The 24841-nt window shown below is 54.4% G+C and carries 23 protein-coding genes; 13 read left to right on the forward strand and 10 right to left on the reverse strand.

Translation table 11 applies throughout. The features are described 5' to 3' along the window. The first annotated feature begins 2 nt into the window (after window positions 1-2). The 5 genes from B5D39_RS08490 to B5D39_RS08510 all read left to right on the forward strand — a co-directional run bounded on the left by B5D39_RS08490 (window position 3) and on the right by B5D39_RS08510 (window position 4039). On the forward strand, window positions 3-704 hold the full coding sequence (locus B5D39_RS08490; protein WP_078790040.1) for a response regulator transcription factor: 702 nt from the start codon (window positions 3-5) through the stop codon (window positions 702-704). Continuing rightward, entirely contained in the window at window positions 661-2061 is a 1401-nt protein-coding gene (locus B5D39_RS08495) for a sensor histidine kinase (RefSeq protein ID WP_078790041.1), read from the forward strand. Before B5D39_RS08490 ends, B5D39_RS08495 begins: the two co-directional genes overlap by 44 nt. Further along, window positions 2058-2711 carry a lactate utilization protein gene (locus B5D39_RS08500; protein WP_078790042.1) on the forward strand — a complete coding sequence of 218 codons (654 nt, stop codon included), beginning with the start codon at window positions 2058-2060 and terminating at the stop codon, window positions 2709-2711. Before B5D39_RS08495 ends, B5D39_RS08500 begins: the two co-directional genes overlap by 4 nt. After that, a complete protein-coding gene (locus B5D39_RS08505; RefSeq protein ID WP_078790043.1) occupies window positions 2692-3447 on the forward strand; it encodes a ComF family protein in 756 nt (251 codons plus the stop codon). The genes B5D39_RS08500 and B5D39_RS08505 overlap by 20 nt, the downstream gene beginning before the upstream one ends. A 115-nt stretch (window positions 3448-3562) precedes the next feature. Then, complete coding sequence (locus tag B5D39_RS08510) at window positions 3563-4039, forward strand: RrF2 family transcriptional regulator (RefSeq protein ID WP_078790044.1); 477 nt, start codon at window positions 3563-3565, stop codon at window positions 4037-4039. 160 nt (window positions 4040-4199) lie between these two features. Here the strand turns inward: B5D39_RS08510 and B5D39_RS08515 are convergent, their stop codons facing one another. From B5D39_RS08515 to B5D39_RS08535, 5 genes are all read right to left on the reverse strand, one after another. Next, window positions 4200-5072 (reverse strand): transporter, encoded by an 873-nt coding sequence (locus B5D39_RS08515; protein WP_161947458.1) that lies wholly within the window; start codon window positions 5070-5072, stop codon window positions 4200-4202. 11 nt (window positions 5073-5083) lie between these two features. Continuing rightward, complete coding sequence (locus tag B5D39_RS08520; RefSeq protein ID WP_078790046.1) at window positions 5084-5596, reverse strand: MamS/MamX family magnetosome protein; 513 nt, start codon at window positions 5594-5596, stop codon at window positions 5084-5086. Between the two features lie 15 nt (window positions 5597-5611). Then, on the reverse strand, window positions 5612-5950 hold the full coding sequence (locus B5D39_RS08525) for a hypothetical protein (RefSeq protein WP_078790047.1): 339 nt from the start codon (window positions 5948-5950) through the stop codon (window positions 5612-5614). A 189-nt stretch (window positions 5951-6139) separates the two neighbouring features. After that, window positions 6140-7495, reverse strand: coding sequence for a sigma-54-dependent transcriptional regulator (locus B5D39_RS08530; RefSeq protein WP_078790048.1), 1356 nt, complete (start codon window positions 7493-7495; stop codon window positions 6140-6142). Further along, complete coding sequence (locus tag B5D39_RS08535; protein WP_078790049.1) at window positions 7492-8736, reverse strand: two-component system sensor histidine kinase NtrB; 1245 nt, start codon at window positions 8734-8736, stop codon at window positions 7492-7494. Before B5D39_RS08535 ends, B5D39_RS08530 begins: the two co-directional genes overlap by 4 nt. A 154-nt stretch (window positions 8737-8890) precedes the next feature. Between B5D39_RS08535 and B5D39_RS08540 the strand changes: the two genes are divergently transcribed. Both B5D39_RS08540 and B5D39_RS08545 read left to right on the forward strand, forming a co-directional pair. Then, window positions 8891-9631, forward strand: coding sequence for a substrate-binding periplasmic protein (locus B5D39_RS08540; protein WP_161947459.1), 741 nt, complete (start codon window positions 8891-8893; stop codon window positions 9629-9631). Continuing rightward, window positions 9628-11169 (forward strand): sensor histidine kinase, encoded by a 1542-nt coding sequence (locus B5D39_RS08545; RefSeq protein WP_078790051.1) that lies wholly within the window; start codon window positions 9628-9630, stop codon window positions 11167-11169. Before B5D39_RS08540 ends, B5D39_RS08545 begins: the two co-directional genes overlap by 4 nt. Here B5D39_RS08545 and B5D39_RS08550 read toward each other — a convergent pair. From B5D39_RS08550 to hypE, 4 genes are all read right to left on the reverse strand, one after another. After that, window positions 11164-11616 (reverse strand): N-acetyltransferase, encoded by a 453-nt coding sequence (locus B5D39_RS08550; RefSeq protein ID WP_078790052.1) that lies wholly within the window; start codon window positions 11614-11616, stop codon window positions 11164-11166. The two genes, B5D39_RS08545 and B5D39_RS08550, sit on opposite strands and share 6 nt — an antisense overlap. Window positions 11617-11638: 22 nt before the next feature. Further along, on the reverse strand, window positions 11639-12538 hold the full coding sequence (locus tag B5D39_RS08555) for an ATP-binding protein (protein ID WP_078790053.1): 900 nt from the start codon (window positions 12536-12538) through the stop codon (window positions 11639-11641). 18 nt (window positions 12539-12556) lie between these two features. Then, entirely contained in the window at window positions 12557-13045 is a 489-nt protein-coding gene (gene ybaK / locus B5D39_RS08560) for a Cys-tRNA(Pro) deacylase (RefSeq protein ID WP_078790054.1), read from the reverse strand. Window positions 13046-13191: 146 nt separating this feature from the next. Next, window positions 13192-14202 (reverse strand): hydrogenase expression/formation protein HypE, encoded by a 1011-nt coding sequence (gene hypE / locus B5D39_RS08565; RefSeq protein ID WP_078790055.1) that lies wholly within the window; start codon window positions 14200-14202, stop codon window positions 13192-13194. A 139-nt stretch (window positions 14203-14341) separates the two neighbouring features. Between hypE and B5D39_RS08570 the strand changes: the two genes are divergently transcribed. From B5D39_RS08570 to B5D39_RS08585, 4 genes are read left to right on the forward strand one after another with little or no spacing between them, the layout of a single operon-like run. After that, entirely contained in the window at window positions 14342-15670 is a 1329-nt protein-coding gene (locus B5D39_RS08570) for an enoyl ACP reductase FabMG family protein (RefSeq protein WP_078790056.1), read from the forward strand. 25 nt (window positions 15671-15695) lie between these two features. Beyond that, on the forward strand, window positions 15696-16442 hold the full coding sequence (locus B5D39_RS08575; protein WP_078790057.1) for an outer membrane protein assembly factor BamD: 747 nt from the start codon (window positions 15696-15698) through the stop codon (window positions 16440-16442). Further along, the gene (plsY, locus tag B5D39_RS08580) at window positions 16439-17023 is read left to right on the forward strand and encodes a glycerol-3-phosphate 1-O-acyltransferase PlsY (protein ID WP_078790058.1); all 585 of its coding nucleotides are present in this window, start codon (window positions 16439-16441) and stop codon (window positions 17021-17023) included. The genes B5D39_RS08575 and plsY overlap by 4 nt, the downstream gene beginning before the upstream one ends. 22 nt (window positions 17024-17045) lie before the next feature. Then, the gene (locus B5D39_RS08585; protein ID WP_078790059.1) at window positions 17046-19760 is read left to right on the forward strand and encodes a PKD domain-containing protein; all 2715 of its coding nucleotides are present in this window, start codon (window positions 17046-17048) and stop codon (window positions 19758-19760) included. Between the two features lie 28 nt (window positions 19761-19788). On the opposite strand, the gene B5D39_RS08590 is transcribed toward B5D39_RS08585, so the two are convergent. Continuing rightward, a complete protein-coding gene (locus B5D39_RS08590; protein ID WP_078790060.1) occupies window positions 19789-20409 on the reverse strand; it encodes an NUDIX hydrolase in 621 nt (206 codons plus the stop codon). A gap of 116 nt (window positions 20410-20525) precedes the next feature. On the opposite strand from B5D39_RS08590, the gene B5D39_RS08595 reads away from it, so the two are divergent. Both B5D39_RS08595 and B5D39_RS08600 read left to right on the forward strand, forming a co-directional pair. After that, window positions 20526-23915, forward strand: coding sequence for an ATP-binding protein (locus B5D39_RS08595; RefSeq protein WP_078790061.1), 3390 nt, complete (start codon window positions 20526-20528; stop codon window positions 23913-23915). Beyond that, window positions 23912-24838, forward strand: coding sequence for a diguanylate cyclase (locus tag B5D39_RS08600; protein ID WP_078790062.1), 927 nt, complete (start codon window positions 23912-23914; stop codon window positions 24836-24838). The genes B5D39_RS08595 and B5D39_RS08600 overlap by 4 nt, the downstream gene beginning before the upstream one ends. The last annotated feature ends 3 nt before the right edge of the window (window positions 24839-24841 follow it).

The following is a 24841-nucleotide window of genomic DNA, read 5'->3' on the forward strand; positions in this document are numbered from 1 at the left end:
CCATGCAGCCACCGATTCTGATTGTTGAAGATGACCAGAAGATTGCCCGGATCATCAAGGCCTACCTTGAAGGGGCTGATTTCCGGGTCATCCATGCCGACACCGCCCGCGCCGCACTAGAAAAGGCTGAGGCTGAACTGCCCCTGGCAGTTATCCTTGATCTGGGCCTGCCGGACAGAAGCGGTGAAGAGTTGTGCCAGGATCTGAAAGAACTGGGATCATTTCCGGTTATCATGCTGACCGCCAAATCATCTGAAGAAGAGCGGATCACCGGCTTTGCCCTGGGGGCAGATGATTATGTAGTCAAACCGGCTTCCCCCCGTGAGCTGGTCTACCGGGTCAAGGCGGTACTGAAGCGCTACGATGGAGCAGGCTCCGGCGAGCAGGCGCTCAGCTTCAACAACGGCACGCTGATCCTGGACAGCCGCCGCCACACCGTAACCTGCCGCGGCGAACAGCTGAGCATCACTCCCACCGAGTTTAAATTACTGCAAACCCTTGCCGCTGTTCCTGGCCGAACCTACAGTCGGGACGAGCTGGTTTCAAAGGCGCTGGGCTACCAGTTTGATGGCTACGAACGCAGCATTGACGCCCATATCAAAAACCTGCGTCAGAAGATCGAACTGGACAGCCGCAAACCTGAGTTCATCAAGACCGTCTATGGCATCGGCTACCTGTTTTGTGGTGAGCGGGATGCGGTTTAGCCTGCAGCGCAAACTGCTGGTGCTGCTTGGGCTAGTGATTCTGATCGCCCTCTCCTCCTCTGTCCTGCTCAGAAATTTTGTGATCCGCGACTTCAAGGCCTTTGGCGAAGGCCGGATGCTTGATCGCCTCTATCAGGTACAGGCCGTGCTTGAAGGACGCTACCAGCAGGCAGGCGGCTGGAAACGGGAGCAGGTTGCCAATGATCTGGTCTGGGCCTGGCTTTCCGGCATTGAACTGCGGCTCTACAATGCAGACAGCCAGCTGGTGCTGGACACCAGACAGGCCCTGGCAAGCCTGCCCCCGGTGATGCAGCAGCGGATTGCCGCTTCAACCAACAGACGCCCGCTACCGCCGGACTCCACAGAATTCCAAAGCTACCCGCTCTTTCTGAAAGGTGAAGAAATAGGTCACCTTGATCTGCAGCTCCCCAGACCGGTTCACGAATCCTTCTTTATCCGCTCCTCAAATTTGTTCCTGATCTATTCGCTGCTGGGACTTGGCTTAACCGCTGTCATACTCAGCTTTCTGGCAGCCCGACGTATTTCACGTCCCCTGCAGGAGCTAACCGCTGCCGCAGAAGGGCTGGCCAGTGGTGATCCTGCCCAGAGGGTACTGACGGAAAGCAGTGATGAAATCGGCCGTCTGGCAACCACCTTCAACCGGATGGCTGACCGCCTGGAGGCACAGGAGCAGCTGCGTAAACAGCTGGTATCAAATGCTGCCCATGAGCTGCGTACGCCGTTGATGATCATTCGAGGTGAACTGGAAGGGATGATGGACGGCCTGCTGCCTGTCACCCCTGAGGCGTTGCAGTCGCTGCATGATGAGGCCAGCCGCCTGACAACCATCCTTGACGGTGTTGATGAACTGACCAGGGCACAAACAGCCGCACTGCAGCTTCATCAGAAGGAAATCGCGCTGCTGCCGTTTCTGCAAGGGATTGTTTCCCGCTTCAGTCACACAGCCGAGGAACAACAGGTCACAATCAGCGTTATTGGTGATCAACACAGCACCGCCTGGATCGACCCGGACCGTTTTACCCAGATCATGGTCAACCTGATTGCCAATGCGCTAAAGGCAATGCCCAACGGCGGCAGACTGGAAATTCACCTTTCAGCAACAGCGCAAGCACGCTATATTGAGGTCATCGACACCGGACCAGGTATCCCGGCTGATCTGCTGCCCCATGTTTTTGAGCGGTTTGCCAAGGGCAAAACAGGTGGCCTGGGATTGGGACTGGCCATTGTCAAAGAGCTGCTTACTGCCCATGGTGGCAGCATTTTCGTCGCTCGTTCATCTGACAAAGGCACCTGCTTCCGTATCGAACTGCCTGATAAAAATGGAGGATCAGCATGAGCATGACCGACGAACTGGTTGGATGGAGCTGGGAACAAAAATGTCAGAAGGCTGTGGAGGCGCTGGGGACTAACAGTTTTACCGCCGTCTACTGCCAGACCCCTGACGATGCCCGTCAGTATATTCTGGAAGCAGCAGCAGATGCAGCAACTATAGGCTTTGGCGGCTCCATGACCATTGCAGACCTGGGAGTACAACAGGAGCTGGCCACCCAAGGCAAAGAGATCCTGAACCACAGCATTAGCGGACTGTCTCGAGATCAGAAAATGGAGATCATGCGCCGTCAGTTGACCTGCGACCTGTTTCTCTCCGGCAGCAACGCCTTGACCACGCGGGGCGAGCTGATCAACATCGATGCAACCGGCAACCGGGTGGCAGCCATGTTCTTTGGCCCCAAAATGGTGATTGTGGTGGTGGGACGTAACAAGCTGGTGGACGGCACACCGCAGGAGGCGATCCAGCGGGTGAAACAGTGGGCAACGCCCCCCAATGCCAAGCGCCTCAACTTCAACACCCCCTGTGCCAAGACCGGTTTTTGTAGCAACTGCAACTCGCCTGACCGGCTCTGCCGGGTTACCACCATCATTGATCGCAAGCCACGCTTTACTGATCTGCGGGTGGTGGTGGTCAATGCAGAGCTGGGGTTCTAAACAGCTGGTCGGCGTGCTGCAGACATTGGGCAGGGCATTGCAGGATCTGCTGCTGCCGCCCCGCTGCCCTATCTGTCATGAGCTGGTCGCAGGTGCGGACCAGCTGCATATCTGTGCCGATTGTCTGGCAGCCCTGCCAAGGGTGGCTTCACCGGTCTGTTCAATCTGCGGTATTCCATTTGATGGCGCAGGTTCCGATCACCCCTGCAGCCGCTGTCTGCAGACGCCACCGCCCTATGCTGCAGCCAGGGCTGCACTGCGTTATGAAGGGGCCTGCCGCGATCTGATCCACCGCTTCAAGTACGATTTCAAATCGCACCTGCGACGCCCCCTTGGCCTGCTCACAGCCCACCTGCTGGCTGATTTTGCAAACCAACAGCAACCTGATCTGCTGGTGCCGGTTCCACTACATGTCAGCCGCCTGCGCCATCGCGGCTTTAATCAGGCCGTATTACTGGGGGAAGTTCTTTCCCACCAGTGGCAGATTCCTTTGCTGCGACAGGGTCTAAAACGGACCCGCCCCACCACTCCCCAGATTGAACTGACCTTTGAACAGCGCACCCACAACCTGCATAACGCCTTTAGCGTCACCAACAGCAGCGCCATTCGTGACCGACGGATCATGCTGGTGGATGATGTCTTTACCACCGGCAGCACGCTGGCTGCATCTGCCCTGGCACTACGTCAGGCAGGCTGCCATTCTGTATCTGCTGTTACCGTTGCCCACGCCCCTTAGCACCATCCATGAATACATAGGTAATCATTGGACAATCCCCGACCAAAGTTCTTGACAACGGCACTGCAGTATCATATACCGATACCCTGTATACAGATTTCAGGAGGAGCATGTTATGCGGTTGTCAACCAAGAGTCGATATGGTCTGCGGGCGCTGTTTGATATTGCGTACAACAACAATACTGCCCCGGCACAGATTCAGGATATCTCACGCCGTCAGCAGATTTCCCCACGCTATCTGGAACAGATCTTCCAGAATCTGAAAAAAGCCGGTGTCCTGAAGAGCAAGCGGGGACCTCAGGGTGGCTACACCCTGGCACGCAAGCCAGATCAGATTACGGTGCTAGAGATCATCCAGGCCACTGAGCAGGATGCCTTGATGGTGGATTGTGGTGGCCAGGGCAAAAAGACCCGCCGCCGCAAGAACGAGTGCCCCTTTGAAGGCAACTGCGTGACCCAGACCGTCTGGAAGGATGCCAATGACCTGTTGGCTGAACTGTTTGGCAAGATGACCCTGGAAACCCTCTGCCAGCGTGGCCAGGAGATGGGTGTGGAAAAGGATCAGGACGCCAAGATGATGTACTATATCTAACCCTGCATCCCGGACTTTAGATCAGGTCACCCAAAGGTAGGTTTTCGTCTGCTACGGGTGCGAAACATCGGAACCGAGCCCGGCTGGAACGTGAAGATGGGGAGCTGGCACAGGCCATGCTCCCCACCACTATGCTGATTCAGCTTAAACTATCCTTGAATTAAAACTGATACATCAGCAACATCCCGCCACCGGCTGCCGGACTTGCATCAGTAAAGCCTGCCAGGGCATACAGCTCCCACGACATCCTGCGTGACTGCAGAAAATTCAATTTCACCCGGCCCTCAACCGGTGCTGTACCGCCATCAACCCGGCTAGACGAGCCTTTTGCGTACAGGGAGACAAACAGGCGATCCGTTGCCTGAACCCCGCCACCAGCGCTGTAGCTGACATAGTTTTTACCCTGGTAATCACTGGTACTGTCCTGAAAGATATACGCCCCTTCTGCAAAGAGCTGAATATCCCCCAACCATTTTGAGACAGAAACACCGGGACCGCCTTCAAAGGTACCGGTACCCAGACCATGCTCCTTATCGCCGGTCGGCGCCTTCAGATAAAGTGTCGGCCTGATCTTCGGGGTCTGCTCTCCATCCGCCAGTACGGTCCAGCCAGCAGAAAGACTGATATCCCCCAGACCTGCTTCTGTGGCTGTCGTGGTAACGGCAGCTGTGGTTGTCGTAGTAGCACTGCTTGGCCTGCGCCCCCGTCCGCCGCCGCCAGACTGGGTCACCACCACACCGCTTCCGCTTTTGCTGGTTAAAAAGACCATTGGCAGCTCAAGTGTGAGATCAATGGACTCAGTCGGGTTAACCGCCAGCAGTACCGGCAGGGTAACCACCGTTGCATCGGCATTGCTGCCATAATCACCATGGGAAACTTCAGCGCCGATACCGGCGGCAAACGAGACACCCTGGCCCAAACGATGCTCACTGTTTTCAGCCCTTGCGGCAACAGCTGCCAGCAAGATGACCAGACTGACAATCAAACTATAGATAATCCTATGTATCTGATTCATTTCATGGGTACTATGCACACAATCCTCCATCAGCGGCCTCTGCGCCCGCCGCCTGTTCCGCCACGTTGCTGCTGACCTGCACCTTGTTGCCCGCCCTTAAAACCACCTGCCCAGGCAGGTCGGCCGGTTTCATTACGCAACACCAATGGACTACCGGATGGACTACTGATCCATTGGGCCAGCAGATAGCTGCGTCCATCCTTGCCCTGGGCCTTGGATCCACGCACCGTTACGGTGTCACCAATCTTCCAGTCCAGATGGTCGTCTTGCAGATACCAACGCGGTCCTAACACCACAACAAACCGTTCTGATCCGGCAACCAGCTCAATGGTTACCGGATCAGCCGACGAGTCAGGGGCAGCCGCAACACGGCCAACAGTTGTTACCACCGTGTTGCGGTCATACCCCTGCACCAGATCCAGGCCACTTGTTCCTCCCTCGCCACCGGAACCAAAGCCCCAAAACGCTTCAGCCGGTCTTTGCAGCATGACCACCACAATCGCTGCTGCAATCAGGAAAAAGAATGATCTGAATCTGCCCATGGTAAAATTGCCTTTCTACGGAGTCGTCGTTGTAGGGGTTGTTGCATTCACGCCCGTGCCATCCATGACACCACGACCATTAGCCGGACGGGTGGTTGAACCGTTTGCCGTGGTTCCGGTCTGCAGAAAGGTACCGTCACGGCGCTGCGAACCTTCAGGACGGGTCTGAGTCTGGGTAGCGGTCTGTGATTGGCTGCGGGTCTGGGTCATTGTCCCTTTCCCCATAGAAGCACCATTTCGGGCGCCGCCCCCCATACTGCCACCACCACCGCCGCCACGGGCAAAGGACTCTCCACCAAATGCCAGAACTGCTGCTAATACGGCTGCCGTGATCAGAAGATTACGTGTTTTCATGATTGTCTCTCCTTACAATAGTTTCGAGATCCGCGCTCGTTAATCATAGGGATTACAGCAACCATGCCAACATCAAGCAATCAAGTAACAACCAGATATCACACACTATTTTAAAAACCACTTGGTCATCGGCGCAATGCAGCTGGTGCAGCATTTGCACTACCTGCTGCAGCTCTTGCACCATACTCTTTATGGTTCAACCAGCCCATACTCCTTAAGGCGGTACTGCAGGGTCCGCTTTGAGATGCCCAGTTTTTCTGCTGCCAGCCGTCGGTTATTATTGCAGCTTGCCAGCGCCTCCAGAATACTGGCTCGCTCACGATCCCTCAGACTCCCGCCTTCTCTTGTGCTAGCGTTTGTCACGACAGGTTGGCGCAAGGCATCAGGCAGGTCTGCAGCTGTTAGTGCCCCTTTACAGAGAATGACCGCCCGTTCAATCACGTTCTGCAACTCACGGATGTTGCCGGGCCAGCTGTATCCAGACAGTATCTCCAACGCCTGTGGTTCAATATCCTGCAGATCACGACCGGTCTGCAGGGCCGCCCGCTGCAAAAGATAGCGGACCAGAACCGGTATCCCGTCACGGCGATCACGCAGTGCCGGCAGCTGCAGCGGAAAGACGTTCAGGCGGTAGTAGAGGTCTTCACGAAAACGGCGTTCCCTGACCTCTTCTGCCAGATCTCGGTTGGTGGCAGCAACAACCCGCAAATCAACGCGAATCTCACGACTGCCCCCTACCCGTTCAAAGAGCCGTTCCTGCAGCACCCGCAAAAATTTGGATTGAAGCGCCAATGGCAGTTCACCGATCTCATCCAGAAAAATGGTGCCGCCCGATGCCAGTTCAAACTTGCCCTGTCGGGCCTGGGTGGCACCGGTAAAAGCCCCTTTTTCATGGCCGAACAGTTCGCTCTCCAGCAGAGTTTCCGGTATGGCGGCGCAGTTAAGCGCCACAAAGGGAGCATCCCGACGGGGGCTGGCCTGGTGAATCATCCGGGCAGCCAGCTCTTTACCGGTACCGGATTCACCGCTAATCAGCACCGTTGCCTGGGTGGAGGCGACATCCACAATCAGACGCCTCACCTGCTGCATGGCCTGTCCGGCAAACAGCACCTCATCGGGCGGCAGACCGGCTGTTTCACGCTCTTTCAGCACCTTGAGGGTGCGTTCCTGCTGACTGCCAGCCAGAACACGCCGCACCAGGGTCCGCAACGTTTCCGGATCTTTGAGCGGTTTGGTCAGAAAGTCAGCCACCCCTTCCTTGATGGCTGCAACCGCCTCTTCCACGGTGCCAAAGGCGGTCAGCAGGATAAACGGTGGTGCAATCCCTTCTGCCTGCGCCCTGCGAAACAGATCAAGCCCGTTCAGGCCGGGCAGACGCAGGTCTGATAACACCAGGTCAAAGGACTGCCCCTGCAGTGTCTTCAGCGCTGCCTTGCCATCCTCCCGCTCCACCAGCTCATACCCGTCATCATCAAGGATTGCCGCCAGCAGTGAACGAAAGGTGGCATCATCCTCCACCAGCAGTATCCGCGCAGTTTTACTCATGCACACTCCTTTACCAGCGGCAGTTGCAGGGTCACGTTGGCACCGCCTGAACTGCCATTGGCAACTGTCATAATTCCACCGTAGCCTGCGACAATCTTGTGGCAGACCGCCAACCCCAGACCACTGCCACTGGCCCGGGTGGTGTAAAACGGATCAAAGGCCCGTTTCAGGCTTTCCTCTGCAAAACCGGGGCCGCTGTCAGAGATCAGGATCGTTGCCTGCTCACCATCATTTGACAGGTTAATCTGCACGGTTCCCCCATCAGGCATGGCTTGCAGGGCATTGCTGAACAGATTCAACAACAGTTGCCGCAGACGATCCGCCGGGCAGGCAACCGGCCGAGCGATGGCACCGGTTATCTGCACCCCTACCCCGGCCTGTACTGCCTCTGCCACAAACGACTCCCAGGCATCCTGCACCAGCTCCAACACCACTGCAGAGCCTGACTGCATCGTTTCCTGACGGGTATAGGTCAGCAGATCGGTTACCAGCCCTTCAAGCCGCTCTGACTCGGTCACAATCTTGCCGGCATACTCCTGTTGTCTGGCATCTTGTACCCGTTCCCGCAACAGCTGGGCAAACCCCTTGATGCCGGCCAAGGGCGTCCGCACCTCATGTGCCAGCACCGCCCCCAGCTCTCCCAATCGTACCAGCTGCTCATGGCGGGTCATCTCCTCACGCCGCTGAAGATCCCGTTGCTGCAGACGTAACACCCACAAACCAAAGCCCCATGCGACGGTCAACAGCACCACAATTACCATCAGACCGGTACGGGCCCTACGGATAATCTGATCTGCCTGCCAGGTGTGCAGCGCCAGCCGTAAGACCATCGTCTCACTAGGCAGATGCAGCTGTTGTTGTGTCTCAAAGACCACCTCACCGGTGCCAAGCCTGATCCGTTCTTCAGTTATCACCGGAGCAGCAGCAACCGGCAGGTAGCGCTGATCCTCAATCCGGCTGCCGATCAGGTCTGGATTTCGGTGAAACCGGATCACACCTTGCCTGTTGATCAGGGAGAAATAGGCACTGTCATGGGAACTGAAGTCAGCCAGGGCCTTCAGGGAAGGATCACGCACCGCCAATGCCTCTATGGCCTGCCCCAGCGAAAGCGACATACCGCGCAGGATAGACTGGGCAACAGGCTCGGCATTACGGTAGTTGGCAACCGCAAACCAGAGCAAAAGGGATGTCAGCAGCAGACACCCCCAAAGGATGCTATGCGTAAATCTTGATCGAGGCATGTCACCTATACTAACTGCCGATTATCTGGCGTCAAGGCCGATATGAAAGGTATGTATAATGATTACGGGAAATCCGCTGATAACAATTGACATACGGCCAATACCCGCTAAAATTTTGGTACATCCACCCAGACAGAAGACAAGGAGCTGCGCAATGAAGACACTCCTCCAACTTATACTTGCAATCCTTCTCGCATCCCCCCTGTATGCGGCGCAGACCCTGGTGCTGGGGACGGCTGACCGCCCCCCGCTCTCAACCGAGGATCATAAAGGCTTCTCTGACCGGGTGATCATCGAGGCCTGCAAGAGGCTGGGAATTGAAGCCAAGATTATTCCGCTGGCGTCTGCCAGAACACTGAGCAATGCAGAGCAGGCACTGGATGATGGCAATTTCCTGCGAATTGCAGGGGCGGAAAAGAAGTTCCCAAACCTGGTCCGGGTACCGGAGCCGATTATTGAGGTGCAGTTCGTAATCTTCTCCAAAAACAAAGAGCTGAAGACCCCCAGCTGGGAAAGCCTGAAGCCGTACCATGTCGGCCATGTGCGGGGCTGGTTGATTGCCGAAGAAAAGATCAAGGATGTGCGCCAGATCACGGTGGTTGAAAACAGAACCAGCTTGTTTAAGGTATTGGAAAATGACCGGATTGAGTTGGCCTTTGCCGAGCTGTACGGAGGCTACTATCTGATGCACACCCTGAATCTACCACACCTTTCCATTGCCCAACCACCCCTGGCCACCAAGGAGATGTTCCTCTATCTCAATAAAAAACATGAAAAACTGGTGCCAAAACTGGCCAAAGCACTGCGGGAGATGAAGCGTGACGGCAGTTATGATGCCATCTTCAAGCAGACCCTGGCCCCCTATTTGCCTGCAAAGTACCATAGAAAACCGTGACTGCTGACCGGATCATACCAAAATCATTCGGGATTGCGCGCAGATTCATCCTTGCCATCGTCATCTTCAGCACAGTCCTGACCCTGGCAGGGACCTGCCTGCAACTGTATATCGACTACCGCAAAGACCTGCGTGATATCAGCCGCCAGCTGACCTACATTGAAACCAGCCATATACACAGTCTTATCAACGACATCTGGCTGTTTAATGATCGCGGGCTTGAGGCCCAGATGAAGGGAATTCTGGCGCTGCCGATGATTGAAGCCTTACGGCTTGAACGTAAAGACGGCCCGGAGCTGGCCGTTGGCAAGGCAACATCCAGGCATCTGATAACACATAACATCCCGCTTTCTTACCAGCATCTTGACAAAACCGTACCACTCGGCACCCTGCATATTACCGCCAGTACGGGCCATGTCATCCAGCGGATGAAGGAACGGGCACTACTGATCCTCTTCACCCAGGCAGTCCTGATTTTTTTCATCTCAACCTTTATCTTTTTACTCTTCTATCAGCTGATCGGGCGTCATCTTGCGATTATGGCCCGCCATGCTGCGGCGCTCACCATCAGCACGCTCCATGAACCGCTTAATCTTGAACGTAACCAAAGCCCGCAGCGTGCTAAAGATGAGTTGGATCTGCTGGTGGATTCACTCAACAGCATGCAGGCCCAGATCAGTGAGTACCTCCAAGAACGCAGGCAGATTGAAGATACCCTGCACGAGCAGGCAACCCTGCTGGAAGACGAGATTGCCCAGCGGCAGCAGACCCAGGAAGAACTGAATGTTATCAACAGCTCCCTTGAAGAGCGGATCGCCGATGCCATCACTGAACTCCGCAAAAAAGACAATCTGCTGCTGCAGCAAAGCAAGCTGGCGGCCATGGGTGAACTGCTGAACAACATTGCCCACCAGTGGCGTCAGCCGCTTAATAATATTGCGGTCTCGATCCAGACCATGCAACTCCTGAGCAAGGCCGGTGAGTTGAGTCAGGAAGAGATGGACCGTGACATCAAAGCGGTGATGGATATCATCTTCTACATGTCAGGTACAATTGACGACTTCAGAGGTTTTTTCATCAAGGATCGTGAAAAACGGGAATTTGTACTGCAGGAGGTTGTGGAAAAAACGCTGAACCTGCTCAGATCAGCCCTGGATGACAAAGGGATCATGGTCAGCGTGACAGCAGAACCGGATATCCGAGCCATCGGCTACCCCAATGAGTATGCCCAGACCCTGATGAACATCCTCTATAATGCCCGTGACGCGCTACTGGAACACCAGGTGGCAGAGCCACGGATCAGCATTTCGATCCATCAGAAAGAGAGCCGTTCTGTACTGACCGTGTCGGATAATGGCGGAGGTATTCCGAACCAAATCCTGCCCCAGATCTTTGAACCCTATGTCACCACCAAGGGACCGAGCCAGGGTACCGGTATCGGTCTCTATATGGCCAAGACCATGATTGAACGCAACATGGGCGGCACTCTTTCCGCTCGCAACACAGCAGAAGGGGCTGAGTTCAGGATAGTGTTATAGCTCCATGGTCATGGCATTTTCATCGCAATCCGGGAACTTGGGACACTTGATACAGTCACCCCAGACCTTGTGAGGCAAGGTTGCCTTATCAACCAGCACAAACCCCAGTTTGCCGAAAAACTCCGGCTTGTAGGTCAGACAGAAGATCCGCTTCAGCCCCAGCTCACGGGCCTCATCAATACAGGCGTTTACCAGCAGACTGCCGACCCCTTTACGCCCGGCATCCTCCACCACCGCCACGGAACGGACCTCAGCCAGATCATCCCAGACAATATGGAGGGCCGCTGCCCCCAGAATCCTGCCGTCGTCGTCCACCTCAACATAAAAATCCCGCAGTGCTTCATATAACTCTGACAGCGAGCGGGAGAGCATATCCCCCTTGCTGGCGTAGGTGGTCAATAACTTCTGTATTTCCTTCACATCACCGATCTGGGCCTTACGGAGCATGATATCCCCCCTTACGTTTTAACTACTTTGTGCCCTGCTTAAACAGGGTACTACCCACCCACTGGTTGGCAAACTGCAACGCAATCCTGCCGCTATTGTCCCCCTTCTGACGGGACCAGAGGATGGCCGCCTGACGCGCCTCCTCATTCCAACGCAGACTGGTGCCGCTTCGCTCACAGAGCCGCTCCACCCACTGGCGGGCCACCTCCAGAAACTGGTCCTGGCTAAAGGGGTGAAATCCGATCCACAAACCGAAACGGCCGGACAATGATATCTTTTCCTCCACCGTTTCACCGTGGTGGATCTCGTTATTCACCAGCATGGCGCCCCGGTTGTCGCTTTCGTACTCAGGCAGCAGGTGCCGCCGGTTAGAGGTAACATAGATCAAGACATTTTCAGGCGGGGCATAGACCGAACCATCCAGGGCGCTTTTCAGCATCTTGTAGCTGGACTCACCGGTCTCAAAGGAGACATCATCGGAGAACAGGATAAAACGGTACGGCTGGCGCTTGATCTCATCCACTATCGCCGGCAGATGCACCAGATCATCCTTGTCCACCTGAATCACCCGCAGCCCCTGGGAGGCATAGCTGTGCAACAGGGCACGTACCAGTGTTGATTTACCGGTCCCACGGGTCCCCCACAGCAGGGCGTTGTTGGCGGGCAGACCAGCCAAAAACTGGCAGGTATTTTCCTCAATCGTCTGCTTCTGCTTATCAATCCCCAGCAGGTCATCCAGATGAAAGGCCTCTATCTCCGGCACCGGGTCCAGATAGCCGCCGGTACCCCGACGACGCCAGTTGGCAGCATGGGTCTCGGCCCAGTCAATCGTCGGCACAGGTTTGGGCAGTAGCTGTTCCACCGCAGTCAATACCCGCCGCAGCTGTTCAACCATCTCTTTATCAAGGGTTAGTGAGGGCATAATTGTGTACCTTTATGTTCATTTGGCATAGCCGACCCGCACCGGGATCGGCTGCAACAGGTTCGTCAGATCAGCCGGAGCAAGCCCCACCAGAAAGCCGCGCTTGCCACCGTTAATGTAGATTTTTGGTAGTTCCAAAATAGTTTCTTCAACATAGACCCGGAGCTGTTTCTTTGTGCCAAAGGGAGAGGTGCCGCCGGTCAGGTAGCCGGTATGTTTCTGGGCTGTTTCCGGCTTGCACGGTTCAACCGAGCGGGCTCCGATCAGCCGCGCCAGTTCCTTGGTGGATACCTGCAGATCACCGTGCATCAGCACGATCAGCGGTTGCTTGCGGTCATCCTCCATCACCAGGGTCTTGATCACACTATGTTCATCAACACCTAGTTCCCGTGAGGAAACGGCGGTGCCCCCCTTCTCCTCGTAAGCATAGGGATGATCCGTAAAGCTGATCCCAGCCCCCCGCAATGCCCGTACTGCCGGAGTAACCGGCGTCTTGTCCTTGGCCATAAACTGGACTCTCCATATAAAAACTTAACGCAGAGGGGCATGAGGAGCAGAGATACAGAGGAAACCACATGTATTTTTTCCTGTATTGGCTTGCCTTTCTCTGCGTCCCTGCTGCTCTGCAACTCTGCGTTAAAAGCCTTTCCCGCTCAACAGATTCTGGGCAGTTGCTCACCCGCCAGCATCTCCACCACCCGCATCCCACCAACCGTTGTCCGCATCCGCACCCGTCCCGGTTCTCCTGCCTCCACGGTGCCGATAATGGCTGCCTGCTGTCCCAGGGGATGCTGCTGCATCCTCGCCAATAACGGTTCTGCAGATTCCGGCGCCACTATGACCAGCAGCTTGCCTTCATTGGCAACATAGAGCGGATCCAGCCCAAGAATACCACACACACCGCGCACCTGCGGACTGACCGGCAACTGGTCTTCCTCAAGCTGAAGCGTCACACCGGACTGACCGGCAATTTCCTTCAACGTTGTAGCCACACCGCCGCGGGTAGGATCACGCAGCACCCTGATCCCCTCGCCTGCCTCTTCCAGCATCTGTTCAACCAGACTCCAGAGCGGGGCGGAATCGCTGGTAAGCCCTTCAACTGGCAACCCTTCACGGGCTGCCATCACGGCAATGCCATGGTCGCCCATGCTACCGGAAAGGATAATAACATCACCGGGACGGGCATTGGCGCCATGGATGGCCAGATCATGTTCCAGCACCCCCACACCAGAGGTGGTGATAAAGATCCGGTCTGCCTTGCCTCTGGGCACCACCTTGGTATCACCGGTCACAATCCGCACACCGGCGCTATCAGCAGCCTGACGCATATCGTTTAAAATAACTGCCAGTTGGCTACGGCTGAACCCTTCTTCAATGATCAGGGCGCAGGAAAGCCACAACGGGCGTGCCCCCATCATGGCCAGATCATTCACCGTGCCATGGACAGCCAGTGAACCGATCGTACCACCGGGAAAGACCGGCGGATCAACCACATAGCCATCGGTGGTAAAGGCGAGTCGGGTATCACCTGCCGCCAGCAGGGCGGCATCGTTTTGCTCTCCCGGCCCGTGACCGGACAGGGTGGCAACAATCAGGTCATCCAGCAGGCGGTGTGAAAGGGTACCGCCACTACCATGTCCCAACAAAATCAGGTCATCATCCATCTGTCTACTCCTCCTGACATCAGCAGATCCAAAAGGTAGCACCAATCCCGCAGCTTGTCACGATGGAACGTTTTCTGTTTTCAAGAGTTCCGGCTTCGTGGTAAATAAACAAATTCAATTCGTATCAAGGAGATGGATGATGGTTGATTACTGTCCTATGACAACCCTGCCTGCAGCTGCAGGATATAAAGCAGGCGATGTGCTGGTACTGGTGGGAGAACTGTTTGGCCGTGGCTATGCCAATGGCCTGCTGGAAGAGGCCAAACGTCTGGGCATGACTGTGCTGGGCACCACCGTGGGGCGTCGCGATAGTGACGGTACCCTGCGCCCCCTGACTGCTGAAGAGCTGGCTGATGCTGAGGCACTGTTGGGCAGCAAGATTATCAACATCCCGCTTGAAGCCGGTTTTGATATGGAAAGCCCGGGCGGCGCCCCATCGGTTGCAGAACGACTGAAAAAAGCCAAACCGGATGAGTGGGAGAGTATCAGCTTTGAACCTGGCTTCATTGAACAGGCCTGCGCCGCTGGCAAGGCACGCTTCTGCGCCAACCTGCAACAGGTAATGGCAGAGCTGGAAAAGCAAATCCCTGCTTCAGCCAGCATCATCCTGGCCCACACCATGGCAGGCGGCATCCCCCGCGCCCGCTTCTTTATGCCGCTTTTAAACCGGGTCTTCAAAGGCAGCGGCGATAAGTACCTGCCATCTGAGCCGTTCTGGAACAGTGCCATCGGCCAGCTCTGTGATGCCAGCTTCAACGAGGTAACTGCCGACACCTTCAAGTATCTGATTGATGCCTCTGCCGGACTTCGCAAACGGGCAGAAGGGGCGGGCAGCCGCGTAGCCTGTACCGCTTACGGCTATCATGGCACCGGCATTCTGGTAAACGGTCAATTCCAGTGGCAGTCCTATACCCCCTATCTGCAGGGCTTTGCCAAGATGCGGCTGGAAGATCATGCGATAGCAGCCCGCAAGCAGGGAATTAACGCCACGGTATTTAACTGCCCTGAAATCCTGACCAACTCCAGCGCCCTCTTCCTGGGAGTTGAACTGTCGCTCTACCCACTGCTGATCGCACTTCAACAGGTTGCCCCGGAACAGTCCGTTCCGCTGGCTGAACGCTGCAAGGCTCTGCTTGCTGATGGCTGCAGCCTGGACAGCCTGATGGCTGTTGCCGCCGATTACCTGGGCGCACCGCTGATCAATGATGCGCTGGAATTTAAAGCCTGGCCCCAGCACTCAACCCGTGACCAGATGGAGCTGATGCTGGCCACCTCTGCAAAGCTGATGGAGATGCACCGCGACCAGAAACAACTGATCTGTGCTGAACTGTCACGGTTGGTATTCCGCTGTACCGGTCGCTTGATGGTGCAGGGTTCCTGGAGTAGCACTGAAGCGGCAGTATGGCTAAACCACGACACCATCGCCACCCTGGTTACCGACCAGCGTGGTGCTGACCTGCTGGACTAATCTTACACAACCTAAAGGACCGGTAATGAAACGACTCAAATACGGATTATTGTTAGCAGCAGCAACCATCCTTATGCTACAGGGCTGTGCCAGCACCCCCAAGGCAGATCCAAGCCCGGAAGAACTGTACAAACAGGGTGAGACCGCCTTCCAGAAAAGCCGTTACGAAGCTGCTGTGGAGAACTGGAAAAAGGTTAAAGAGGCCTTTCCTGAGCCGGAACTGGCCGCCAAGGCAGAAATCGGCATTGCCAACGCCTACTTCCTGAACAATGACTTTATTGAAGCGGGGGCCGCATATGAAGACTTCCGCAAGCTCCACCCAACCCATGATCTGGCCCAGTTTTCACTCTACCGCCAGGGGCTTTCCAGTTACAACCTGATCACCGGTATCGATACTGACCAGACCCCTACCAAGAACGCACTGGCCCTGTTTGAAAGCTTTGTTCGCCTCTATCCCAAGTCACAATATGTCACAAAGGTTCAGGAAAAGATTGCCGATTGCCGTGGCAAACTGGCCCAGTATGAGATCTACGTTGGACGGTTCTACTACCGTACTGATTACTATCAGGCTGCCATCGGACGTCTTGAAGGGGCTCTGGCCAACTTCCCTGACTATACCGGTAATGATGAGACACTCTTTTACCTGGGCAAGGCCTATATTGAGAACAAGCAGCTGGACAAGATGCAGACCACCTTCAGCCGCCTGATCCGCGAATACCCTTCCAGCAAATATGTGGGAGATGCCCGCAAACTGCTGGCAGACAAGCTGTGAACAACAACCTGCTCTGGATACTTGGGGCCTACCTGCTAGGCTCCATCCCCACCGGCCTGCTGCTTGGCAAATTGTACGGGATAGACGTCCGCAAAGAGGGCAGCGGCAACATCGGTGCCACCAACCTGTACCGCACCGTAGGACGCAAGGTGGGCATCATGACCCTGGTTGGCGACTGCCTGAAGGGGTTGCTGCCGGTAATTTTGGCCTGGAAGCTGGGATTGCTTGAGCCGATGCAGGCCTGGATAGGACTGGCTGCCTTCTGCGGCCATGTTTTTTCTGTTTTTCTGTTATTTAAGGGGGGGAAGGGTGTTGCCACTGCACTGGGGGTTTTTCTGGCCCTGTCTCCCCTGGCAGTTCTGGGAGCGCTGGCAGTATTTATCCTGCTGGTGGCTATCTGGCGTTACATCTCATTGGGATCAATCGTTGCGGCTGCGGTCATGCCGTTGATCATCTGGTTCCGCCCCCACAGCATTGAACTTCTGATTGCAACCGCCCTGATTTCAGCCATTGTGATTATCAAACATCACACCAATATCAACCGCCTGATTGCGGGGACAGAGAGTAAATTCAAGGCCTAAGTATAGACAGGAGGACTCTGATATGACGCGATATTTTTTTAATCTATCGTTGCAGCTTTGTACTGTTGTCATGCTGTTAGTAATAATAGGCCTGCTCGCCCTACCAGAAAACTGCCAGGGGTGGGGAGTTCTTGCACCATCTCAAACCCACCAGCATATCCTTAAGGAGGCATACCGGCTGCTTGAAGCAGAACCTGGGTTTGATCCAAAAGCATTTCCCAAGCTGGAGGCTATTCTCGCTCACGAAGGCGTTAACTGGGCAAACATCGGCTTTACCGGCCAAGGAACAAGCGGGGTTGACATTAGCCTGATAGATGGGCCAGGCCCCGACGCAAAAGGCAACTCACCGTTCTCAATGCATTACTACAACCCAGCAGCCCAAGAGGGTGGAGCCCCCCAAGCTACAGCCAGCTATTACAAATATCTAGCAGAAGGAATGCGCACCAATAAAGTTGAGGCGCTTCCAAAATCAGCAGCCTGGAGTGCTCATTTCCTGGCAGACATGTATTGCCCCTACCACGTCAACGGCGTATCCCGCAGCACCATTGAACGAATTGCCTCTGAACAGAAGAACAAACACCGCGGCACCACACTGGATGGGGCCGTCTTTCTGAGTGACACAGTAACCGGGAATGACGCACTCAGTTACGCAGCTCCGCTCAAATCATTAACCAAAGACTTCAAAAACGACGTTGAGCGTTTCCTTTCAACAACGGAAGACTGGTTCGACCCCTGGTACTACAACGGCACCACAGCAATGCTTATGTCGAATACGTCAAGCCATATAGCTTGGGAGGGCACGATACAGCCAGGTTCATATAATCTTAGCGGCTACAACCCGGCTTGGAAAAACGGAACACCGGATTTTGTCAATCCCGTAATGAGTCAGGCAAGCCAGGCATCACAGCTTGCTATCGACGCAGCCACATTAACGCAATCGAAACTGTACTACTTTTTCTATGTGCCTGAAACCGCCATAAACCAAGCTATCCGCAGCGCCTACACCTTGTGGCGAGCCTCTTTTTCGGCTATGAAAATCAAGATACAAACGAAAAAAGAAGGTGATATAGAGCTTGTCACGGCAAAAGTAACAAACCTGAATACGACCCCCTTTGACAATGTAAAGATCAAGCTGCAAAGTAGCGGCTGCGAATTGATTTCTAAGAACCAGATCCAGTCACTGGGCACTCTTCCCCCTAAAGGTGAACTTTCGACGCTTGAATGGAAAGTTAAGACTTCTTCTGCTGTCTGTCGTCTGACAACAGAAGCGATCGGTTCCTCTGCAACGCCTGATCTGCAGTATGCCAGGCTTGAGATGCAACCTGAGCAATCCCTGACGATCATTCCATCCAAGGCGGTGGTACTCAAAAAGGATGCCCAACTTTTTAAGGCAGTTCTGGCAGGAAAAGAGAGCAAAGAGATTATCTGGAGTGTTAAGAATGGCGTGTCCGGCGGCACCATTGATGCTGACGGGCTCTATAAACCACCCGCTGCTAGCGGGAACTTCACCGTTATCGCCAAGTCGAAAAAAGACAAAAATCTGACTGGCGAGGCAACGGTTATTGTTCCAGGACTTTTTCTTGAAACAACAGTAACCATCAGTAATCCTGGCATAGCGGTTCCATTCACGGCAAAAACAACCAATGCACCGCTAACGGCAGGATATGCATGGCAGTTTGGCGACGGGACAGCTTCCGTTGACACCACCGCTCCAAGCGTAAGCCATGTCTATCAAAAAGTCGGCAATTATCAGGCGATTGTCAGACTAAGCGATCTCTCCAGCGGCAAAGTGCTGGATGAAGCAACAGGCTCGGTAAAAATTGAAGCCGGGCTGAACCTGCTCCGACACGTTGAGTATTGGGATACAGCGAAAACAAAGATCAAGCTTGAGTACACCTACTACCTAAAAGGCGCCAATCGGGTACTACACGGCATATATCGTAGCTACAACGAAGAAGGTAAAAGCAGGGAGGCTGGAAACTATTCAGACGGACAACGTAGTGGTGCCTGGAACACAACAGACTACTTCCAAAATAAGACCCTGCCACAAAAAAGCAGGACCTACAGCTATGTAGAACCTGGCAAAAAAGCGGTCGGCAGCATCAAGGAAAATCATGAAAACGGCCGTCTGTATAGGGAATATGGATTTATTTTAAAGGATAACTCAACGGAAACCATGAGCGGCCCCTATGTGTGCTATTGGTCAAACGGCACGATGACCGAACGTGGCACCAATGACAGCGATGGCAAGAAGACAGGGCTCTGGGAAGGTTGGAACGAGAACGGTAAACCCACCTACACCAACAACTACACCAGTGATGAGCGCACCTACTGGTCGTATTACGACAACGGTAAAATCAAGGATTTCTCTAGCTACGTAAAAGACAAGAAGGTGGGACTTGAGGAGCGCTATTACGAATCAGGCCAGATTTATTATCGTGGCACCTATAGCAATGGCGTGCAAGAGGGTAAGGAAACCTATTGGCATGACAACGGGAATAGGAGTTCAGAAGCGACGTTCTCTGCTGGCAATGCAAACGGCGTCAGAACCCTCTGGGACAAGAATGGGAAGGTTTGGGCTGTAGATAACTACAAAAATGGAAAGCAGCACGGCTTAGACACTCAGTACTATCCAAACGGCAACAAGCGTTGGGAGCTTGTCTATGATATGGGAAAGACACTTGAAGAAACAAAGTGGAATGAACAGGGTGGCATCACTTACCACAAAAAATGGTAAACACTAAACGCAGAGCAACTCTCTACTTTTACAGCGGCAGTTCATAGGGCAACTGCCGCTCCTCACCTGATTCCAGAACTTCTCTAAACTGATTCACCAACCGGTAGGTAATCCCCCACAGCACCGCCTTACCAGGCAGCCCCAGGTCAATCGCCGGTGCCTCCAGCAGCTTGCCACCAAAACTGACCTGCGCCGTAAGCTGGCGTTGTGGAGCAACCAGTTCATGCAGCGCAAACCAGAAAACATCATGCACTTCGGGGGAAACGGTCGGTTCGACCTGTTCTGCCAAACCATAGACAAAGCAGGAAACCCGCACCGGCAGATTGGCTCCCACAATATCTGACAGCCTGCCAAGGTAGCAGGCCCCCGAGAGATCAATCCCCACCTCTTCCATGGTTTCCCGCTCTGCAGTATGACGCAGAGTCTCGTCAACCGGATCACGCCGACCACCGGGAAAACCGATATTACCGGACCAGGGATCATCAGGATGGTGGGCTCGCTCAATAAAAAGCAGCTCCTGGCCAGCCCCGACCTGCCGCAGGATAAGTGCAACAGCAGCCGGCTTACGATCATCGACGGATGGTGCATCAGCAATCATACTACGCCCAAGCCTTTGGGCTATCTTTTTTGACCATGCGGTATCGGACATGGCTGTACTGTACAACGCTTCATACCGCCTGCGCAAGAATCACTGACACTCCCTTGATATTCCAGACAAACACGGTATACTGCACCATCCGTCAACTCCACTGAAAGTGAGCGGCCATGACCATCCGCACACAGCTGATTATCCTGGTACTGATACCCCTGCTCTGCGCCCTGACTGCGGTGGGGGGCAATCTGTATCTTCAGCGCCTCACACTACTCACTGACAAAGCCACAGCCCAAACCGCCCCACTCGTATCAGAACTTAATGATTTTATACAGTTCCTCCAGGAACCAGCGCCCGGTTCTGGCAAAACAGCCAGGTATCATCTGCAGGCAGCCCGTAACCGGATCAGTAGCCTGACCGTTGACCTGAAACCTTTTCACTCCTCTGCAGACGAGTTGCAATTGATTAAACAGTTACATGACGGGCCGCCAAGACTTTCAAAACAACTTGATCAGGTTACACGGGGCAGCAGCAATCTATCCAGCCGTGGCGCTGCACTGCTGGCACAGGAAATCAAAGGATTGCTTCCGATTATTAACCAGCTGAACAGTTACTATGCCAGCACCCTGCAGACACGTAATCAGCAGATAAACACCCTGAACCGGATACTGCTGCTAACGGCAGCTATCTGGCCGCTACTCTTCTCGTTGTTGCTGTACCGTACCCTGGCCCGCCCGCTGTCTCAGCTGAAAGATGCTGTGGCAGCAATTACCCGGGGTGAACTTTCCTACCGGCTTACCTGTCAGTCATCAAGCGAACTGGGCCGCCTGGCAACCGCCTTCAACAAAATGGCTGAGACACGTCAGCGGGCGGAAAGTACAGCCAGGGATGCCGAATCCCGCTTGAAAGATATCTTCGACAACCTGCATATGATCACTGTCTGCCTTGAGACAAACGGGGCGATCAATTACTGCAACGACTACCTGCTGCAGGTTACCGGCTACAGACGTCATGAGCTGATCGGCAAAAACTGGTTTGACCTCTTTATACCGGATCCGGAGCCGGTCAAGCAGGTCTTCAACCAGATGGTTACAAAGGGCGAGATTGTCCACCACTTCCAGAATGCAATCCTGACCAAATCCGGCGGGCAGCGGATGGTGGCCTGGAACAACACCCTGACCCATGACAGCCTGGGCGGTATTTCCGGCGTTACCAGCATCGGCAGTGACATTACGGAACAACACGCGGCAGAGCAGGCCCTGGAACAAAGCCAGCGCACGCTCCGATCATTGGTGGACGGCAACCCGGAATCACTCTATCTGGTGGACCGTACCGGAACCATACTAATTGCCAACACCACCTTTGCACGCCGTATCGGCAAAGAGCTCCCTCAGATCATCGATAGCACCCTGGGTGAGCTGTTCAGCCCAGAGGTGGCACAGGAACGTCGCAGCAAAATAGAGGAGGTCTTCAAAACCGGCATGCCGCTGGTATTTAGTGATACCCGCGACCTCTGGCAGTTTGAACACCACCTGAACCCGGTCAGTACACTGGATGGTACTATTGTATCAGTCTCAATCCTTACCATTGATGTGACAGAACAACGGCGTGTTGCCGGAGATCTTCAAAAGGCCAACCAGCTGTTGCAAAGTAACAACGAAAAGCTTGAACAGCGGGTTGCCGAACGGACCGCAGAACTGGCCCGCCTGAATAATGAACTGACCCAGGCTCGAGATGCAGCAGAAGGGGCAAGTCGTTCAAAGAGTGAGTTTCTGGCCAATATGAGCCACGAAATCCGCACCCCCATGAACGCCATTCTGGGGTTAGTACATCTGGCTCTACAGACTGATCTGAATCATAAACAGCGTGAATACCTTGATACCGTCAGCAATTCGGCTCAGTCACTATTGGGGATTATCAATGATATCCTTGACGTATCAAAGATTGAATCCGGACGGTTCCAGATGGAAAAAACAGGCTTTTCACTGGAAGGTGTCGTGGCCCGCTCCATTGCCCTGCTGGCATTCAAAGCCAAGGACAAGGGGGTAATGCTTGAACAGCAGGTAGCCGCTGATGTCCCGGATGCCCTTGTAGGAGACCCGTTGCGTCTGGAACAGGTGCTGGTCAACCTGTTGGGTAATGCGGTCAAATTCACGGAAAGCGGCACCATCACACTGAAGATTCAGCGAGGGGCCGCCCAAAGCAATCCTGAGCAACTTGCACTTGAAATCAGCATTAGCGATACCGGAATCGGAATGGATGAGCAGACACTTGCCCGCCTGTTCAAACCGTTTTCTCAGGGAGACACCTCCACCACCCGAACCCATGGCGGAACGGGGCTGGGACTGACCATCTGCAGACATCTGGTGGAAATGATGGGCGGCTCAATCAGTGTGATCAGTAGCCCCGGCAAAGGCAGTTGCTTCAGCTTCAGCGCTGTTTTCAACATTAACGCAACCGTTTCAACACGTAGAGGTATTAAAGCCGATCGGGCCGCCTTGATTCAACGCTACCAATCGCTTAAAGGACTCCATCTGCTGGTGGCGGAAGATCATCCGATTAACCGTCAAATAGCCCGGGAAATTCTTGAAGTGGTTGGTATACAGGTTGAAACTGCAGACAACGGTCGTGAGGCGGTAGCCTTCATGCAGGACTACGGCGAGAGTATTGACCTGATCCTGATGGATATCCAGATGCCGATCATGGACGGCTATGAAGCCACGCGCGAAATTCGCCAACGCTACAGCCGCAACCGTTTACCGATTGTTGCCATGACAGCCCATGCCTTGAACGAAGAACGTGAGCGCTGCCTTTCCTCTGGCATGAATGAACACTTGCCCAAGCCGATTGTCGTTGAAAAGCTGTATGAACTGCTGGCACGCATGACTGATCGGACGCCTGAAACAGCGTCAACGGATGAGTTGACGCATGAGGCTGACGGTTTGTCTGATCAGCTGCCTGAGCTGCTGCCGGGCATCACCCAGGAGGCCGCGCTGGCACGGGTTAACGGAAACAAACGACTGTTGGGACAATTAATCCGGTTGTTTGCTCAGGAACAACAGGGAATAGCATCTGAGGTCCGTCATCTGATGGCAGACAATGATCCAGCCTCAGCTGCCCGGTTGGTGCATGGTCTGAAAGGGGTTGCCGGTAATCTGGCAGCTGACCGTCTCCATATCGCCGCTGCCAACCTTGAGTCCGCACTTAAAAAGCAGGATCTGAAAGCCGCAGAAGCGTTGCTCCCCCTGTTTGAAGCAGCTCTCGATGAAGTCTGCACTACAGCAGCACTGCTTACTGAACCTTCAAAATCATCATCAGGTTCAGGCAGCGGATCTCCTGCAGAAATAGCCGCACTCCTGGGTGAACTGCAACATCTGTTTGAACTGCACTCCCTGGATGTCACCACACCGTTAAACCGTTTACAGAGCCTGCTGCCTGCTGAAGATGATCGTCCCTTGCTGGCAGCACTTACCGATGCAACACAACGGCTTGACTATCAACAGGCATTGATGCTACTGCACTCACTGGCTGAAAAAACAGGCACCTGCAAGGAGAGCCCGTGACACCGGAACGTGATGGAAAATTGATGATCCTGCTGGTGGATGATGCCCCTACCAACATTCAGATGCTGAATGAAACCCTGAAAGACGGCTATCACCTGTTCTTTGCCACCAGTGGTCGCGACGCCTTGCGGATTGCGTCAGAGTCCCTGCCAGACCTGATCCTGCTGGACGTGATCATGCCGGACATGGATGGCTATGAGGTCTGCCGAAAATTGAAGGCTGACCCTATTCTGCGCAATGTTCCGATTATCTTCATCACCGCCATGAACCAGCAGGAAGACGAGGCGATCGGTCTTGAGCTGGGTGCCGTTGACTACATTACCAAACCGTTCAATCCAACCATTGTCAGACTGCGGATTCGCAACCAGATCGAGCTGAAGCGCCAACGGGATCTGCTAGCCCGACTCTCACACCTTGACGGCCTTACGGCAATTCCCAACCGACGTGCCCTGGATGAGGCCCTGGAACGGGAATGGCGGCGCGGCACCCGTTCTCTGAAACCACTGTCACTGCTGATGATTGATATTGATCACTTTAAGGCCTACAACGATAATTGCGGTCACTTGGCTGGTGATGACTGTCTGCGTAGCTTTGCCCAATCCTTGAAAATTCCGCTGGGACGGGCGGCAGACTTTGTCGGCCGTTATGGCGGCGAGGAGTTTCTGGCAATTTTGCCGGAGACCGATGAAAAAGGCGCCATGATTGTTGCCCGCGAGATCCAGGAAGGAGTGGCTGAACTTGCCATACCCCATCCAGCATCCCCTCTGGGAACAGTCGTTACGGCCAGTATCGGCATTGCCACCGCAGTTGCCAGTCGGGAACATGAGCATACCTGGCTGTTGCAGGGGGCGGATAGTGCCCTGTACCAGGCTAAACAGGAAGGACGCAACAGGATCGTCGCCGCTCCTTCACCTTCCAACTGACAC

The organism is Trichlorobacter thiogenes (genome assembly GCF_900167465.1).
Taxonomy (GTDB): Bacteria; Desulfobacterota; Desulfuromonadia; order Geobacterales; family Pseudopelobacteraceae; genus Trichlorobacter; species Trichlorobacter thiogenes.

Coding starts and splice junctions, on each gene's coding strand:
- B5D39_RS08490 (WP_078790040.1), top strand. CDS start 3: ATGCAGCCACCGATTCTGATTGTTGAAGATGACCAGAAGATTGCCCGG.
- B5D39_RS08495 (WP_078790041.1), top strand. CDS start 661: ATGGCATCGGCTACCTGTTTTGTGGTGAGCGGGATGCGGTTTAGCCTG.
- B5D39_RS08500 (WP_078790042.1), top strand. CDS start 2,058: ATGAGCATGACCGACGAACTGGTTGGATGGAGCTGGGAACAAAAATGT.
- B5D39_RS08505 (WP_078790043.1), top strand. CDS start 2,692: ATGCAGAGCTGGGGTTCTAAACAGCTGGTCGGCGTGCTGCAGACATTG.
- B5D39_RS08510 (WP_078790044.1), top strand. CDS start 3,563: ATGCGGTTGTCAACCAAGAGTCGATATGGTCTGCGGGCGCTGTTTGAT.
- B5D39_RS08520 (WP_078790046.1), bottom strand. CDS start 5,596: ATGGGCAGATTCAGATCATTCTTTTTCCTGATTGCAGCAGCGATTGTG.
- B5D39_RS08525 (WP_078790047.1), bottom strand. CDS start 5,950: ATGAAAACACGTAATCTTCTGATCACGGCAGCCGTATTAGCAGCAGTT.
- B5D39_RS08530 (WP_078790048.1), bottom strand. CDS start 7,495: ATGAGTAAAACTGCGCGGATACTGCTGGTGGAGGATGATGCCACCTTT.
- B5D39_RS08535 (WP_078790049.1), bottom strand. CDS start 8,736: ATGCCTCGATCAAGATTTACGCATAGCATCCTTTGGGGGTGTCTGCTG.
- B5D39_RS08540 (WP_161947459.1), top strand. CDS start 8,891: ATGAAGACACTCCTCCAACTTATACTTGCAATCCTTCTCGCATCCCCC.
- B5D39_RS08550 (WP_078790052.1), bottom strand. CDS start 11,616: ATGCTCCGTAAGGCCCAGATCGGTGATGTGAAGGAAATACAGAAGTTA.
- B5D39_RS08555 (WP_078790053.1), bottom strand. CDS start 12,538: ATGCCCTCACTAACCCTTGATAAAGAGATGGTTGAACAGCTGCGGCGG.
- ybaK (WP_078790054.1), bottom strand. CDS start 13,045: ATGGCCAAGGACAAGACGCCGGTTACTCCGGCAGTACGGGCATTGCGG.
- hypE (WP_078790055.1), bottom strand. CDS start 14,202: ATGGATGATGACCTGATTTTGTTGGGACATGGTAGTGGCGGTACCCTT.
- B5D39_RS08570 (WP_078790056.1), top strand. CDS start 14,342: ATGGTTGATTACTGTCCTATGACAACCCTGCCTGCAGCTGCAGGATAT.
- B5D39_RS08575 (WP_078790057.1), top strand. CDS start 15,696: ATGAAACGACTCAAATACGGATTATTGTTAGCAGCAGCAACCATCCTT.
- B5D39_RS08585 (WP_078790059.1), top strand. CDS start 17,046: ATGACGCGATATTTTTTTAATCTATCGTTGCAGCTTTGTACTGTTGTC.
- B5D39_RS08590 (WP_078790060.1), bottom strand. CDS start 20,409: ATGTCCGATACCGCATGGTCAAAAAAGATAGCCCAAAGGCTTGGGCGT.
- B5D39_RS08595 (WP_078790061.1), top strand. CDS start 20,526: ATGACCATCCGCACACAGCTGATTATCCTGGTACTGATACCCCTGCTC.